Source organism: Gilvimarinus chinensis DSM 19667 (assembly GCF_000377745.1).
In the GTDB taxonomy this organism is placed as follows: Bacteria; Pseudomonadota; Gammaproteobacteria; order Pseudomonadales; family Cellvibrionaceae; genus Gilvimarinus; species Gilvimarinus chinensis.
The window spans coordinates 237,401-254,082 of sequence record NZ_KB898710.1; the positions used below are offsets into that span (position 1 = coordinate 237,401).

12 protein-coding genes are annotated in these 16,682 nt (G+C 51.0%); 11 read left to right on the top strand and 1 reads right to left on the bottom strand.

Going from position 1 to position 16,682, the window contains the following annotated elements; all coding sequences use genetic code 11:
* The first annotated feature begins 518 nt into the window (after positions 1 to 518).
* On the top strand, positions 519 to 2,201 hold the full coding sequence (gene ggt / locus D568_RS0114575; RefSeq protein WP_020210343.1) for a gamma-glutamyltransferase: 1,683 nt from the start codon (positions 519 to 521) through the stop codon (positions 2,199 to 2,201).
* Here the strand turns inward: ggt and D568_RS0114580 are convergent.
* Positions 2,198 to 3,163, bottom strand: coding sequence for a tRNA dihydrouridine synthase (locus D568_RS0114580; protein ID WP_026287067.1), 966 nt, complete (start codon positions 3,161 to 3,163; stop codon positions 2,198 to 2,200). The genes ggt and D568_RS0114580 overlap by 4 nt on opposite strands.
* 269 nt (positions 3,164 to 3,432) lie before the next feature.
* Between D568_RS0114580 and D568_RS0114585 the strand changes: the two genes are divergently transcribed.
* From D568_RS0114585 to D568_RS0114630, 10 genes are all read left to right on the top strand, one after another.
* Positions 3,433 to 3,684, top strand: coding sequence for an OadG family protein (locus D568_RS0114585; RefSeq protein WP_020210345.1), 252 nt, complete (start codon positions 3,433 to 3,435; stop codon positions 3,682 to 3,684).
* A gap of 57 nt (positions 3,685 to 3,741) precedes the next feature.
* Entirely contained in the window at positions 3,742 to 5,523 is a 1,782-nt protein-coding gene (oadA, locus tag D568_RS0114590; RefSeq protein WP_020210346.1) for a sodium-extruding oxaloacetate decarboxylase subunit alpha, read from the top strand.
* Between the two features lie 27 nt (positions 5,524 to 5,550).
* Positions 5,551 to 6,861, top strand: coding sequence for a sodium ion-translocating decarboxylase subunit beta (locus tag D568_RS0114595; RefSeq protein WP_020210347.1), 1,311 nt, complete (start codon positions 5,551 to 5,553; stop codon positions 6,859 to 6,861).
* A 64-nt stretch (positions 6,862 to 6,925) separates the two neighbouring features.
* A complete protein-coding gene (locus D568_RS20290; protein WP_051084069.1) occupies positions 6,926 to 8,266 on the top strand; it encodes a DEAD/DEAH box helicase in 1,341 nt (446 codons plus the stop codon).
* A 39-nt stretch (positions 8,267 to 8,305) separates the two neighbouring features.
* Positions 8,306 to 9,073, top strand: a complete 768-nt coding sequence (locus tag D568_RS0114605) for a M90 family metallopeptidase (protein WP_020210349.1) — start codon at positions 8,306 to 8,308, stop codon at positions 9,071 to 9,073.
* A gap of 343 nt (positions 9,074 to 9,416) precedes the next feature.
* The gene (locus D568_RS0114610; RefSeq protein WP_020210350.1) at positions 9,417 to 10,217 is read left to right on the top strand and encodes a PhoH family protein; all 801 of its coding nucleotides are present in this window, start codon (positions 9,417 to 9,419) and stop codon (positions 10,215 to 10,217) included.
* Between the two features lie 378 nt (positions 10,218 to 10,595).
* Positions 10,596 to 12,350 carry a TolC family outer membrane protein gene (locus D568_RS20295; RefSeq protein ID WP_020210351.1) on the top strand — a complete coding sequence of 585 codons (1,755 nt, stop codon included), beginning with the start codon at positions 10,596 to 10,598 and terminating at the stop codon, positions 12,348 to 12,350.
* A 70-nt stretch (positions 12,351 to 12,420) separates the two neighbouring features.
* Positions 12,421 to 14,577: a type I secretion system permease/ATPase gene (locus tag D568_RS0114620; RefSeq protein WP_020210352.1), complete on the top strand. Its 2,157-nt coding sequence runs from the start codon at positions 12,421 to 12,423 to the stop codon at positions 14,575 to 14,577.
* Positions 14,577 to 15,995: an HlyD family type I secretion periplasmic adaptor subunit gene (locus D568_RS0114625; RefSeq protein ID WP_020210353.1), complete on the top strand. Its 1,419-nt coding sequence runs from the start codon at positions 14,577 to 14,579 to the stop codon at positions 15,993 to 15,995. The genes D568_RS0114620 and D568_RS0114625 overlap by 1 nt, the downstream gene beginning before the upstream one ends.
* Positions 15,996 to 16,099: 104 nt before the next feature.
* Positions 16,100 to 16,582, top strand: a complete 483-nt coding sequence (locus D568_RS0114630) for a response regulator transcription factor (protein ID WP_169334806.1) — start codon at positions 16,100 to 16,102, stop codon at positions 16,580 to 16,582.
* Positions 16,583 to 16,682: the final 100 nt, after the last annotated feature.

Sequence of the window (16,682 nt, forward strand, 5' to 3'; positions counted from 1 at the left end):
TAAAGCCCGTCCTGTAAAGGATGGGCTTTTTTATGCCCTTAAGTATTGTTTAGGAAGGGTGCTGCTCAATAATGGTGAGAGCTTGGAGGTAGTCGCTCAATCTATAAGCCTCCTGGGTTTATAGATAATGCTTGAGTCTTGGGTGGCTTTTTGCTCCTTAGGGCAGTGTTATTTGCGCTACAATAGAGTGATTAAATTAAAAAGAATAAAAGCTCGCCAGCTCTTGGTGGGCTTTTTTTGTTTTTGGGTGGGGCTATTTACGTTGTGCGGAGGTTGTTGAGATAAATGAGCAAGGTAAAGCAGTACTTGTTGTTAATGTTGATGAATTTTCGCGTAGTTCGGCGCGGCAAGCTCAGTGCATTTATGGGCTTGGAAGGTGTGCGCGGCAGTGTGTTTTGGGTGTGAGTTGACTTGCCTCGCATTCTTGGAGATTGTTTCAGCCCCCGCTTAGCGGGGGCTGTTTGTATCTGGATAAAGTGATTAAGCTAAAGCAAGATTCATTAAGGTTGGAGAAAGTGATGCGTGTGTTGATTGTGTTGACGTTGTCTGCGCTCATATACGCTTCCCCAGTCTCAGCGAGCATGCAGGGCTATGCTCAGGTAACGCCGGATGGTAAAGCGGCCGTTGCGACGGTTCAGCCACGTGCTACCGAGGCGGCAATGACTGTGCTGAAAGAGGGGGGCAACGCCGTGGATGCTGCTGTCGCTGCTGCCTTGGCGTTAGGCGTTGTTGATGGCCATAACTCTGGAATAGGTGGGGGCTGTTTCGCTATTGTGCGCTGGGCTGATGGCAGCATAGAAGCGTTGGATGGGCGCGAGATGGCTCCTGCTGCTGCAAGTCGTGATATGTATGTTCGCGACGGGGTGGTGGTTAAAGGTTTAAGCCGCACCGGTGCTCTGGCCTCGGGGGTCCCGGGGTCGGTGGCAGTGTACGACTACATGTTAAAAAAAGGGGGGGCTCTGGCCCGTGACAAAGTGTATGCACCGTCTATTGAGTTGGCTCAGAAGGGATTCCCCATTGATCAGATTTACGCCGATCGTCTGGCGCGGCATCGGCAAACGCTAGCAGGTTTTGAAGGTTCTGCGGCGGTGTTGTTGAATGCCGAAGGTCAACCTTGGCCTGCCGGACACCTGTTACAGCAACCAGATTTAGCCGCTACCTACCGTGCTCTAGCCAAAGAGGGGGCTGATTATTTCTATCGCGGCGAGTTCGCTCAGGCGGTAGAGCGCTGGATGAAAGCCAACGAAGGCCTGATAACTGCCGCTGATTTTGCTCGCTACAAGATGCTGCACCGCAAGCCGGTGTACAGTCAGTATCGAGACTATGAAGTGGTTGGCTTTGGGCCGCCCAGCTCGGGTGGCGTGCATGTGGCGGAAATTCTGAACACGCTGCAGACGTTTGAATTGGCCGAGCTGGATGAAGTGTCTCGCTATCATGTTATCGCTGAAGCCATGAAGCTTGCCTTTGCTGATCGAGCCTACTGGCTGGGCGACCCGGCCTTTGTCGATGTACCTAAAGGGTTGGTGAGTGATGAGTATGCCCGCAAGCGTGCGGCCTCAATCAGCCTGGAGCGAGTGCAGGAAAATGTGCAGCACGGTACGCCAAAGGGGTCGGATATCAACTTATTTGATAAGCACACTACTCATATTGCAGCGGCGGATAGTGATGGCAATTGGGTCGCGATTACCACGACTGTGAATACGGACTTTGGCTCCAAGGTGATCATTCCGGGGACGGGTGTGGTGATGAACAACCAGATGGATGATTTTGTTGCCCAGCCAGGCGTTGCCAATATCTACGGTCTGGTGGGTAGTGAAGCTAATGCCGTTGCGCCGGGTAAGCGACCGTTGTCGAGTATGAGTCCTACGCTTTTATTAAGGGGCGGTAAGCCGGTTATGACCCTGGGGGCAGCGGGCGGGCCGACCATTATTACTCAAGTGGTGCAGGCGATTGTTCAGCATATCGATTTGGGTAAACCCCTTTATGAGGCTTTAGTCAGCCCGCGTATACACCATCAGTGGCAGCCGAACACCTTATACCTTGAGCCGGTGGCCAGTGATGCCTTGCGCGATGGCTTGAAAAACTTGGGGCACAACATCAAGTCTCTTGGTCCTTATGGTTCAACCCAGGCGATTGAGTGGCGTGATGGCAAGTTTACGGCGGTTTCAGAGCCCCGTCTTGAGCAGCGTAATAAGCATTAATTATTTGCTGAGCCTGATAGATGCCGCTGAAAGGCCTGCTCCAGTGCTTCCGGATCACGCTCTCGCTTAATGTCGTCAAAAAAACCGCTGGCCTCAGAATAATTGAGCCGTAAATACATAAGCCATTGCTTGATCCGATTTCCCGCGTACTTTTGGGGGTATATCGGCAGGCTGGTGCGATAGTAGTCGTGCAGGATTTGGCAGGCCCTATGCCAAGGCATAGGGTTGAAGTGAATGCCGCTGTGGTAGGCCTTTATTTGCTGAGCCAGGTCCGGGCAAGCCAGCAGGCCACGGCCGAGCATCATGTCTTCACAGCCGGACTGTGTGCGACACTTAATGTAATCCTCAATACACCAGATCTCGCCATTGGCGACTATGGGTATGGCCAGCGCCTGGCGAATGTTGCCGATGCAGTCCCAGTAGGCGGGAGGCTTGTAGCCGTCGGCTTTGGATCGTGCGTGTACCACCAATTCATCGGCACCGGCGTCTTCGCAGGCCTTGGCGTTGTCCATATAATTTGAGCGATCGGCAAAGCCCAGTCGAATCTTGGCGCTGACGGGGATGTCGCAGGGGACAGCTTTGCGGACAGCGTTGACGACGTCAAAAACTCGGTTTGGGTCGCGTAGCAGGCAGGCTCCACCATCACTTTTATTCACGGTTTTGGCGGGGCAGCCAAAGTTTAGATCAATGGCTTGTGCACCGGCACGTACCGCGCGGCGTGCATTTTCGGCCATAGGTTCGGGTTGACCGCCCAGAAGTTGCAGCTTTACCGGTGTTCCTGAGGGCGTCAGGCAATTGTTATCCAGTTCTGGGCATAGGCGGCGAAACACCCGTCGTGGCAATGGTTGATCTACAACTCGTACAAATTCAGTGACGCATTGATCAATTCCATTGTTGCGGGTCAGGATGTCCCGGACTAAGTAGTCTACGACGCCCTCCATAGGGGCAAGGTGTATTCGCATAAAGAAAGTTTGGTGCTGTGAATAAGTTGGGGCGGCATTCTACCTTAATTTGAGTCTTTCGCAGCGGCATTTGAATCGTGAAGTTTCTGTTAAATTTGAGCTAAATCGGTCGATTTTCGCTGAAATAGTAGCTAAAAGTTCCTAACGGATTGTGAGTTTGATTTTCGCGTCTTGTAAGTTAATGAAAGATAAGAGAAAATGCTCGGCCGTTTTTAGCGGGCCCGAGGCCTTACAGGCATCGGTATCGTCATTTCCAGAAGGTAGTTGCTATGCAAGAAACATTGTTGCAGCAGGGCACGGATCTCATGATTTATGGCATGGGCACCGTCATAGTGTTTTTAACATTATTGGTGATTGCGACCGGCGTCATGTCCCGCGTCATGTTGCGCTACTTTCCCGATCCGGTTGCGATCGAGCCGAAAAAAGAACGTCGGCCCAGTGCTGCTGGCGATCAGGTGGAGCCGCGTATTCAAAAGGTCATTGAAGAGGCGATCCGCAAGCACCGTAACTCGCATAAGTAATAGCGCATTGCGCTCTATGCACCGAACTATGACAGACTAACTTGGGGTAGAAACGCCATGAGCGAGGCTAAAAAACCACTGGGTATTACCGATGTGGTCCTGCGCGACGCGCACCAGTCACTGTTTGCCACCCGCATGCGTCTTGACGACATGCTGCCAATTGCAGAAAAGCTCGACTCCGTCGGTTTTTGGTCGTTAGAGACGTGGGGCGGAGCTACTTTTGATAGCTGCATTCGCTATTTGGGTGAAGATCCCTGGCATCGCATTCGCGAGCTGAAAAAAGCCATGCCAAAAACCCCCATGCAAATGTTGCTGCGCGGTCAAAACTTGTTGGGATATCGTCACTACGGCGACGATGTGGTTGAAAAATTTGTCGAGCGTGCCGCTGTAAACGGTGTTGACGTATTCCGCGTTTTCGATGCCATGAATGACATGCGCAATATCGAAGCGGCGCTAAAAGCGGTTAAAAATCAGGGTAAACATGCTCAGGGCACAATTTCTTATACCATCAGCCCAGTACATACTTTAGAGGGCTGGGTAGAGCAGGGTAAGCGCATTGAAGATATGGGCGCAGATTCTATCGCCATTAAAGACATGGCGGGCCTGCTGAAGCCTTATGTGGGTTATGAGTTGGTTAAACGTCTGAAAGAAAGCTGTTCTATCCCCATTCACATGCAAAGCCATGCTACTACTGGCCTTGCACACGCTACCAACCTCAAGTGTGTCGAGGCTGGTATCGACAACGTCGATACGGCTATTTCTTCCATGTCTATGACCTACGGTCACAGCCCCACCGAGACCTTGGTAGCTACGCTTGAAGGAACCGAGCGCGATACCGGTTTGGATATTCACTTGCTCGAAGATATCGCCGGTTATTTCCGAGAAGTCCGTAAAAAGTACGCGAAATTCGAGGGCGCGCTTAAAGGCGTCGATTCTCGTATTCTGGTGGCACAGGTACCGGGCGGTATGCTGACCAATATGGAAAACCAGCTGCGGGAGCAAAACGCGACTGACAAGTTAGATGACGTGCTGGCAGAAATCCCTAAGGTACGCGAAGATTTAGGCTTTATTCCTCTGGTGACTCCCACCTCGCAAATTGTTGGTTCCCAGGCTGTGTTGAACGTGCTGACTGGCGAGCGCTATAAAACCATCACCCGTGAAACCGAAGGGGTGCTGAAAGGCGAATATGGTGCAGCACCGGCCCCCGTCAACAAAGAGTTGCAGCAGCGAGTGTTGGGCGATAAAGACCCAATCACTTGTCGTCCAGCTGACCTGATTGAGCCAGAGTTTGCCAAGTTGACCGATGAGCTGCTGCGCGAAGCCAGTGAAAAAGGCATTTCACTGACAGAAGGCGAAGGCCAGGTGGATGACGTGCTTACTTACGCACTTTTCCCGCAGGTTGGCCTCAAGTTTTTACAAAATCGCGGTAACGCGGATGCCTTTGAACCTGCGCCTACCGGCAAAGAGGGCAGCGTCCCAACCACCGATAGCGGCGATGAAATTTACACCGTTGAAGTCGAAGGCAAAAAATACTCGGTAACGGTTGCAAACGGCGGCGATATTACCGGTATCGGTTCCGTTGGTGGTGCGTCGTCCACCCCTGCTGCACCGGCGGCCGGTGGTGCCGGTGAACCAGTACCAGCCCCCTTGGGTGGTACGATTGTGCGCCTGGCGGTTCAGCCTGGCGAGCAGGTTGCTGAAGGCGATACCTTGTTGATTCTGGAGGCCATGAAAATGGAATCTGAAGTCAGCGCGCCGCGCGCCGGAACCGTCGCCTCTATCAATGTGCAAGCTGGCGACGCTGTTGCTGCTGGCGATAATCTGCTGAGTATCAGCTAATTTGCCCGGTTAATTTGAGAGAAGACTATGCAGAATTTTTTACGTCTTTGGCACGACTCGGGCATTTACCACCTGGATATGGGCCAGGGGTTTATGATGCTGATTGGGTTGGGCCTACTGTTTCTCGCCATTCGCAAGGGCTTTGAGCCTCTGTTGTTGGTGCCTATCGGGTTTGGTTGTATTTTGGCCAATATTCCCGGCGCGGGCCTGTCAATGTCGGCGGTTGAAAATGCTCTTTATTCTGGTTACCCAGAGGTTGTTGCTCCTTTGGCTCAATTGCTGGGTGAGCAAGCCGACGCAGGGATTAAAGCGCTGACGGCGGCTTATCAGCAATCACCTGCGGCGGTGCAGGCTGACGCTTATCGTTTAGCAACCGACTTAGGGTACGCCAACGGCATGCTGTACAACTTTTACAGTGTGGCGATTGGCAGTGGTGTAGCGCCTTTGGTGATCTTTATGGGGGTCGGTGCCATGACCGACTTTGGCCCGTTGCTGGCCAACCCGAAAACACTCTTTTTAGGGGCTGCCGCGCAATTTGGTATTTTTGCCACGGTAATGGGCGCTGTGGGATTATCGGTAACGGGGGTTATTGATTTCTCCATCGCAGATGCCGCTGCCATTGGTATTATCGGCGGGGCCGACGGCCCTACCGCTATTTATGTTGCCAGTGTGCTGGCGCCTGAACTGTTGGGTGCTATTGCGGTAGCCGCGTACTCTTACATGGCGCTGGTGCCTATGATTCAGCCGCCGATCATGCGTTTATTGACCACGAAGGAAGAGCGTGTCATCCGTATGGAGCAGCTGCGTGTTGTATCGCGCCGGGAGAAAATTGTGTTCCCGCTGATTTTGCTGGTGTTGGTAGCGCTGATTTTGCCAAGTGCTGCGCCACTGCTGGGAATGTTCTGCTTCGGTAACCTGATGCGTGAATGCGGTGTGGTTGAGCGTTTGAGCGACACAGCGCAAAATGCGCTGATTAACATCACCACGATTTTTCTCGGGTTGTCGGTGGGTTCGAAGTTGGCTGCGGACAAATTCCTCGATCCGAAAACCCTGGGCATTTTGGTGCTGGGCATTGTTGCCTTTGGTATCGGTACCGCTATGGGTGTTCTGACGGCGAAGTTTATGAACTTGTTTGTGAGGCAGAAAATCAACCCACTGATTGGTTCGGCCGGGGTATCTGCGGTGCCAATGGCGGCTCGTGTGTCTAACAAACTGGGGCTTGAAGCAAACCCGCAGAACTATCTGCTGATGCACGCCATGGGGCCGAATGTGGCCGGTGTGATTGGTTCGGCAATCGCGGCGGGCGTCATGATTTCTATTGTCTCCTCGCTGACTTAATACGTTCTATACTCCTTTCTTTTGCCGCCGCACGTAAAGTGCGGCGCTTTTTATGAGGCACCCCGTGTCTGACTTTCCTTTTTTTTCTGACATTGATCATCCGGCGTTGCTGCAGAACCTGCAGCGAATGGGTATTGAGCAACCCACCGAAGTGCAAGAGCGCACAATTGAAGCGGTGCTGGATGGTGCCGATTGCGTGGTCTCTGCTCCTACCGGATCGGGTAAAACTTTGGCGTTTTTACTGCCTGTGATGCAGACCCTGCACAGCGAAAGGCGGAAACCGGGTCGTATCCGGGCACTGGTGCTGTCTCCGACGCGTGAGCTGGCGCGGCAGATTGTAGAGCAGGGGCGTAAGCTTTGCGATCGAGATGCGGTCAATGTGGTGGCGCTTACCGGCGGTGATCACAAACAAACGCAAGAGTCTTATCTGCGCGATGCGGATTTACTGGTTGCCACACCCGGCCGGTTGGCTGAATACGTGGGTGAAGCGCGTATCGATTTGAGTGCATTGGAATTTTTGGTGGTGGATGAGGCCGATCGCACCTTGGATATGGGGTTTGCCAATGAGGTTACCCAGATTGCACTTAATTGTAATCCTGAGCGCCAAACCCTGTTGTTTTCCGCCACGTTACAGGGCGCTGGGGTAGAGGATTTTATCGCCGCACTTACCGATCCGGATAAGCGAGCGAATATTCAGATAGAAAGTGCCATGGATAAGCGCGCCATGGAAAAAATTCTGGTGGATGATCGCGAACACGTAGCGCGACTTTTGCCAGTGCTGTTATCCGAGCGACGTTTTCGCCGCGCCATTGTATTTGTGAACAAGCGTGAGCAAGCAAACACCTTAAATGAGGCGATAAGACAAGCGGGCTGTCGTTCGGCAAGTTTGCACGGCGAAATGGACGCTCAGGCGCGCAAGCAAGTACACAGGGCCTTTACGGCCGGTGAGGTGAATATATTGGTGGCCACGGATTTGGCCGCGCGAGGGCTTGATATCTCGGGCGTGGATTTAGTGGTCAATGCCGAGCTGCCTTACAATGTGCCAAGCTTTATTCATCGCGCGGGTCGTACTGGGCGAATGGGAAAAGAGGGTTGTGTTATTTCCCTGGTGAGTGCACCGGCCTGGAACCGCATGGCGGCCATTGAAAAGTTTCTGGGCCGCGCTGCCGATAAGGTTAAAGTAACGGGCCAAGAGGCAAGTTACAAAGGCCCCAAAAAAACCCGAGCCTCCGGTAAAGTGGCGGGGACAAAAAAAACCGCCGCACAAAAGAAAAAAGCGGCCAAGTCTAAAAAAGACGATAAGCCTAAAATTAAGCAGCGCCTGCGCGACCGGAAAAACGTCGGTAAACGTCGCAAGCCTAGCGAAGCGAAACCCGCAAACGAGCATAGTCCCCCGGAAGAATAATTTAAACGAGCTAGCACCCGAATAAGGTAGGTTCAGGCTATGTTGCAATGGATTCGAAACTGGCGTGAAAAAAGCATCGTCAAAAATAATCCCATTGACGAGCGCGACTGGCAACAGGTTGTAGCGCAGCTGCCACTGTTGCGTGGATTGTCAGACACCGAGCTCTCTGAGCTGCGTCGATTGGCCATTTTATTTATTCACGAGAAGGATTTTGTCGGTATACAGGGGCAAGTGTTGACCGGCAATATGGCGCTTTTGATTGCGCTTCAGGCTTGTTTGCCTATTTTGTACCTGGGTATCGACTGGTATCGTGGTTGGTCGTCAGTGATCGTCTACCCTGCAGCGTTTAAGGCCTCGCGCACTGAAGTCGATCAGTACGGTATCGCCCATGAGGTTGAACATGACTTATTGGGTGAGGCCTGGACTCAAGGCGGTGTCATTTTGGCTTGGGATGATACCGCTCAGGCAGGTGTGATCGATGGTCATAATCTGGTAATTCACGAATTTGTGCATAAGCTGGACATGCTAAATGGTGCCGCTGATGGCTTTTTCCCTTTGCCTGCGGACATTTCTGTTAAGGATTGGACGGAAACATTTAGTCGAGCCTACGAAGACTTGACCGGCCGAGTTCAGCGCGGCGAGAGAACGCCGATTGATCGCTACGCGGCGACCAACGCCGCTGAGTTTGTGGCAGTCACATCGGAGGTGTTTTTTGAGTTACCGACGCTTTTAAAGGCCGAGTATCCAGACGTGTTTCGGCTTTACACGGAGTTTTATCGCCAAAATCCAGCGCAAAGATTGGCCTAAACGCTATCAAACTTTCCCTGTTTTACGCATCTGTTTAGGGCGTATGACGTTTCTAAGAATCCTTTGTGACAGTTTCTGGTGCAGACACCTCGTTCGGTTAGAAAATCGCTAAAAGCCGTTGACCAACACAATAAATTGGGCTTAGTATCAATTTCGAGGGTACATATTGTGTTTTAGGCGTACCGCTTTAACACTTCAATACCCGGGCTATTTTTTAATACATCCAACCACAGGAGTGATTTTTCTTCGCGTAATCTGGAATGGCTCGTCGCGGGCCGCAGACACAAAATGGCCTGACACGCGATGCGCCAGTGTTAACTTTGAACCGAAAGGGACAATACCCATGGCGAAAAGATCTCACGCAAGACGCAACAACCACTACGATATGGATGATGCTTACTCCGCCGGCAAAGGCCGTAGCAAGTCGGGGCGAAAGCAGCGAAGGGATGACGGCAACATTGTCGAAATGAAATCCCGCTCCCAGCAACTCGAAACCGCCTACGCTCCACAGCGTTCCAGCCAACCTCTCCACGCCAGAACCTCCGCCCAACAGCAGTACATCGACGCGATAAAATCCCACAGCTTAACGTTTGGCATCGGTCCTGCGGGTACCGGAAAAAGTTACTGCGCGGGCGCGCTAGCCGCCGAAGCCTTAGAGTCGGGAAGAATTGAACGGATTATTCTGACTCGGCCAGCGGTTGAGGCGGGTGAGCAGTTGGGCTTTTTACCGGGCGCGTTGGATGAAAAGTTCTCGGTGTATATCGATGCGTTCCGGGATATTCTGAACGAACGGTTAGGTGCGGGTACGGTGGATTATTGTTTGCGCCACGGGCGCATAGTTGCAGCTCCGCTGGCGTTTATGCGGGGTAAAACCTTTAACAATCGTACCTTTGTGGTGTTGGATGAAGCGCAGAATACCTCTGTAGCGCAAATGAAAATGTTCTTAACCCGTATTGGTGAGGACTGCAAAGTCGTGATTAACGGCGATGTAGAGCAAAGCGATATTCGCGGGCCTAACGGGCTTGCGGATGCGGTGCAAAAACTGGGCGACTTAAACTCCGTATATGTGCACAAGTTTGCCCGCGAAGATATTGTCCGCAGCGGTCTGGTGCGGGATATTATTGATCGCTACGAGCTTTCTTGAGGCATCTATACAGTCAGCTTGACGGCTCCAATCGGAGCCGTTTTCCTCTCTCTTCCGCATTGTGGCAATAACCGTCTAGGATGTAGTTAAAGCCTGTTATCGGTTGTAATAGTTAATCCATGGCAAAGGCATATAAATTCGCATACCATACAACCAATCCTTATAAGAGAAATAAAGGAAATTAGTGATTTTTATATCATAATGTGTGTACTATGATGAAAAATGTGCCTAGCCGTGTAAGCGGTTAAAAGAACCGATATGATTTAGCCAATGAGTGATTCACCTGGTTGAGCAATTAGGCACTAATGACATGGTATGGCGGGTTACGCCCGTATGGGTGGTTAGGCAAAAATTTGAAATTTGGTGTGAGGGAAATATATGCGTTTACTAACACGTTTAAAAGGACCGGTGGCGGCCTGCTTGACAGCAGCCTGTGGGATCAGCTCTATGGCGTTGGCGCAGGCACCTGAGAACAGTCGGGATGCTGTCATTAACGCGCTTGATTACAGCCCTGAGATCCGCGAAGCACTGCATACCTTTCAAGCCGCTGATCACAATGTAGGCACAGCCCGGGGGGGATATTTTCCATCCATCGATCTGACAGCGGGTACGGGTAAGATGGAGCGTGACTACGATGATCGTGATGATTATACGACTAATCGTGCTGAAATATCTGTAACTCAGTTGCTGTTTAATGGCTTTCGCACAGTGGGCGAGGTTTCCCAGCTGGATGGTCTGCGTCAAGTGCGTTATCTGGAGTTTTTGGACTCGGTAGATAATGTGGCGCTTGAGGCCTTTATTGTGGCAGAGCATTTAGTGCGCTATCGTAAATTGTTGGATTTAGCTCGTGATAATTACGATGAGCATTTAGATGTTCAGCTGCAAATTCGAGATAGAGTTGAGCAGGGCGTGGGACGCCGTGCAGACTTGGATCAAGTGGATGCGCGTGTAGCGTTGGCGGAATCTAATTTGATCACTGAGGCCTCTAATCTGCACGATGTAACCGCTAAGTACCTTAGATTGGTGGGTGAGTTACCGCCACAGGTTCTTGTACCAGTTGATCTTACGAAACAGGATTTACCGGACGACATTAAGCAGGTTCTGTACGATGCATATACTGGCAATCCAGGCTTTCATGCGGCGGTTAAAAATATTTCTGCGGCCCATGCGTCGGTCAAAATTGAGCGTTCCAGTTATTACCCACGCTTAGAACTTCGGGCGCGTTATGGAACCGAGCAAAACTTAGGTGTGTTTGATGATCGCTACGACCCAGATGACTTCGGCAATGAAGGGGCTGTCGAGCTTGCGTTGACTTATAATTTGTTCAACGGTGGCAGTGATCGTGCGGCAGTAAAGCGCTCGTTAGCCGAGGTGGATGCCGCTAAGGATCAGCGAGATCAGGCATGCGTAAACCTTCGTCAAACCACACAAATTTCCTTCAACAATACTCGTCAGCTAGAAGATCAGCTGGTAGCGCTGCGAAATCATCGTGATGCAAGTAACCGCGTTCGCGCCGCTTATAATGAGCAGTTTCAAATCGGCCAGCGTAGTTTGCTGGATTTGCTGGATGCAGAGAATGAATACTTCCAGTCTAGTCGCGCTTTGGTAAACGGCGAACACGATTTAAATATCGCTTATGCCGAAGTGCTTGAATCCACTGGAGACCTTCTTCCAGCATTGGAGATTGTCGGAGAGCGTATGCCTTTGGGAGATGAGCTAGAGGATGGCTTGGCAGATGTATCAGTAGACCCGGCGTCAGCTTGTCCTGCCATTGCACCAGGGGCAGATCATGGCACCAACCTGGTGAGTGAGGTCTTTAATTTACAGATGGACGACCTGTTTGCTCAAAATAGCAATGTGTTAAGTGGGGCAGGTCAAAGCCGTTTAAATGAAGTTCTTGCGAAGTTTCAGCGAGAGGGTACCGTAGCAGGCGCGTGGGTGAGTTACAGCTTATCCGCTACAAGTTCGGTGGTTAATCAATCCATAGCTGCTAGTCGTGTAACTGCTGTGCGCGATTATCTGGTTTTCAATGGGATGGAAGTGGCGAAAGTTAAAGAGTCCACCGACAATCTCTCCAATGTGCAGCCGGCTTCCGATCTGATCGAAATTACTGTGCGTTACGTATCTCATTAGTGTTAGGCTCAACTGTTAAGCTAGCGAATAGCTGAGAATGAACGACACGATTTAAGGGCCGCGTGATTCTATGAGAGATTATTCAAGCGAAAGCGACCGTTCTGCATTGCGGGGCGGGCCGCTTTTGGCTTGCTTAGTAGGCTTAGCCAAAATACACGGTGTCAACACCTCGGAAACCACGCTGTTGGCTGGTCTGCCATTACAGCGCGAACAGCTGACACCGTCATTGTTTCAGCGTGCGGCGTCTCGGGTTGGAATGGCCAGCCAGCTTTCTCAGAGACCTCTGCGAGATATTAACCCTTCGCTTATGCCGGCAGTGCTTTTATTGCATGGCAACTCTGCTTGTTTACTTTTATCGATTGACTTTCGTCGTGGCGTAGCCGAAGTGGTTTACCCGGAGTTATCCGATACTGCTGTGGAGGAGTCGCTGGATACGTTGGCCGAAAGTTACGCTGGGCGCGTCATTTATTGTCGCCCGAAGATTAAGTTTTCAGGCCGCAATGCTGATATTCATCAGTCCCCTCGCGGACATTGGTTTTGGGGGGTGATAAAAGCCCATCGTAGCTTGTACCGGGATGTTTTATTTGCCGCGTTTATGATCAACTTGTTTGCTTTGGCTATGCCGCTGTTCGTCATGAACGTCTATGACAGGGTGGTGCCTAATTTTGCCATTGAAACATTGTGGGTGTTGGCTATAGGGGTGGGCCTCATTCTGTGCGCTGATTTGGCTATGAAAATGGTTCGCGCGTGGTTTGTAGACTTGGCGGCAAGCCGTATCGACATTACTTTATCGGCCAATATTATGGCGCGTGTACTCGGTATGCGAATGACCGAAAGACCTGCTTCTGTAGGCTCATTTGCGGCGGGTTTACAGGCGTTTGAGTCGGTAAGGGCCTTCATTGGTTCAAGTACTATTATTGCGTTTATCGATTTACCTTTTGTGCTGGTGTTTTCACTTGTTATTGGGCTGCTTACCTCTTGGTGGCTGGTCATTCCCATAGCCGTTGGAGTGTTGCTCTGCTTACTTTATGCCGCGACTGTTCAAGCAAAAATGCACGAGCTGTCTTTATCCAGTATGGAGGCAAGTGCGTATCGTAACGCGGTGTTGGTTGAAAGCTTGGATGGCCTGGAGTCGTTAAAGACTTTAAGTGCAGAAGGTAAGATGCAAAGATTGTGGGAGCGGGCAACAGTTTATCTCTCTCGCACAACCACCAAAATGCGGCTTCTATCTGGCTCTGTTACATCGGGAGCTTTATGGGCCCAGCAGCTAGTGGCTGTCTCCATCATAATTGTTGGCGTTTATTTGATCACTAAGGGAGACTTGACGCAGGGCGGTCTTATTGCGGCGTATATGCTGTCGTCACGAATTATGGCTCCAGTGGGACAGAGTGCGGCTTTGATGATGCAGTATCACCAAGCTGCCACCGCACTTGAAAGTGTCGATCTGGTTATGAACAAGCCCATAGAGAGACCGGCCGATGCGCAGTGGATTAGTCATCCTCGATTGCGAGGGCGCCTTGAGTTTAAACGTGTGTCTTTCAAATACCCCAACGATGATCGCGAAGTGTTGCGCGAAGTTTCTTTTGTTATTGAGCCCGGAGAAAAAGTGGCTATTTTAGGGCGTAATGGTTCGGGAAAAACGACCGTTGAGAAAATTTTAGCCGGGTTGTATTCCCCTTCCGCCGGTAGTGTTTTGGTGGACAATATCGAAGTAGGGCAAATTGATCCGGCACAATTGCGGCACAATATCGGTTATGTGCCTCAGGATATTCATTTGTTTCTGGGTAGCTTGCGAGACAACATTACGATGGGAGACCCTTCGGCCAGCGATCAGCGCTTGATGGAGGTTATCAATGTGTGTGGGTTGGCTGAATTTATCAATAATCATCCTCAGGGTTTGGCTATGCCTGTGGGGGAGCGTGGGTCTTTATTGTCAGGCGGTCAGCGACAAAGTGTCGCTATGGCTCGGGCCCTGATCAATGACCCTGCTGTGTTGCTGTTGGATGAGCCAACCGGGGCGATGGATCACTCAACTGAAGAGTTCTTGAAAAAGCGAATTCAAGAGTACGCCCAGTCCAAAACCATGCTGGTGATTACTCATCGTACATCCGTGTTGTCATTGGTTGATAGGATTATCGTAATGGACGCGGGCAAGGTGGTCGCGGATGGTCCGAAAGAAAAAGTGATCGAGGCGTTAAAGCAAGGTCGTATCGGGAGGGCTGATTGATGGCTCAGACAGGGGAGCAGAAACAGTTCACTCTGATCGGCCGGGCCATTCGCAAACTGGGGCAACCACTCAGTGGTTTAGTAGACCGGCTTTGGGCTCGTTGGATGTCACCGAGCGGGGATCATAATAAAGATTGGATTGATGATGCCGATTGGGCGCGCATTCAGCAGAAGCCTGTACGAGCCCGCGGGCTTTTGTACGCTATGTTAATGATTGTTCTCGCGTTGATTGTCTGGGCGTCTCTAGCTTACATCGACGAGGTGGCGCGTGGGCAAGGCAAGGTCATTCCTTCAAGTCAGACGCAAATAGTGCAGTCTTTCGATGGTGGAGTGGTTCAAGAGATTTTAGTGTCTGAGGGGCAGGTGGTGGATAAGGGCGATGTGCTTATGCGTATTGACCCTACGAGATTCTTATCCTCGTTGCGGGAGAATCAAGCACAATATTTATCTCTGCGAGCGAAGGCTGCCAGATTAAAAGCTCTTGTTAATGAATCTGCCCTGGATATACCAGCGGAAGTTCTGGAGGTTGAGCCGGCATTGGCTATTAATGAGCAAACCCTTTATAAATCGAATTTAGAGCAGTTGCAGCAGCAAACTTCTCAAGCTCAGGCACAATTAACGCAACGCGAAGAAGAGCTAAACGAAATTGAGGCCCGTCTGACTCAAGTGAGGCGGGCGTTCGAGCTCTCTAGCAGAGAGTTGGCTGTAACTCGTCCTTTACTCGGTAGCGGAGCTATCTCTGAAGTAGAAGTGATACGCCTAGAGCGAGATGTGGCGAATGCTGAAGGAGAGTTAAATCAGGCGCGAGCTCAGCGTGAAAGGGTGATTGCGGCAATCGCTGAGGCGAATAATAAACTGCAGCAAGTGGTTCTGGCTGCAAGGAACGAGTGGAGGGAGGAGTTGTCCGAGGCGCTCGCTAAATTATCTACTCTTTCTGAGTCCAGTGCGGGCTTGGCTGACAGAGTTAAATACGCCGATATAAGAGCCCCGGTTAGGGGAACGGTGCAGCGATTATTTATTAATACAGAGGGCGGCGTCGTACAGCCTGGCAGCGAGGTGTTGGAGATGACACCGCTGGATGATCAACTGCTGATCGAAGCGAAAATCCCACCAAAAGATATTGCTTTTTTGAGCCCGGGACAGGAGGCCATGGTGAAGTTTACGGCCTATGACTTTACCGTGTATGGCGGTTTACAGGGAGAGCTGGAGCATATTAGTGCTGATACCATCACTGATGAGGATGACCAGACGTATTATCTTGTGAGGGTACGTACGCGTGAGGCGAACTTTGATGAGGCCCACCCTATTATTCCAGGCATGACGGCTCAAGTAGATATTCTAACTGGAAAAAAGACAATTCTTTCCTATTTGCTCAAGCCCATATTAAGGGCGAAGCAAAATGCCTTAACAGAAAGATGATGCGACCGGTATTTATAACAACAAACAGTGTTCAAACGTCTCGTTGGCAGAGTGCGTTTTCTGATGCGAAGATCTACTGTGACCCTGTTGTGGGTGCTGTGCCAGTGGATGCCGACACAATCGTCTGGATTTTATTGGACGGGAATTGGCAGCAGCACTTGGTGTCAGTCTCAAACCTGGGGGCTAAAGTAGTAGCTTTGACCCTGAATGAATCGGCCACTGAGGCGCGGCGTTTAATTGCCTTGGGCGCGCGTGGGTATGTCCATGCTTTAGCCGTCCCAGAACTGCTGCTGAAAGTCAAAAAGGCTGTGGAGTACGATGGCCTCTGGTTGGGGCAGGATTTAATGCAGCAGCTACTGGCACCGAGCGAGCGGTCTCCGGTTATAGGGTACGAGAAGCTAAGTGTCCGAGAAAAAGCGGTAGCCGAACTGGTGGCACAAGGGCTCAGTAATAAAGAAGTGGCACGTCAGTTATCTATTACGGAGCGTACCGTAAAAGCGCATTTAAGTGCTTGTTTCGAAAAGTTAAATGTCAGAGATCGTATGCAGCTGGCTATGCATGTTAGGCCTCTTATTCGCGCGCTATAACGTCTATACTACCCCTTTATAGAGAAATGGAGTTAACCTGCCTGCCTGCTTGGGACGGGTTGAGTGCCGGCAAGAATGTGTCAGGGGTAAGAGGATATGC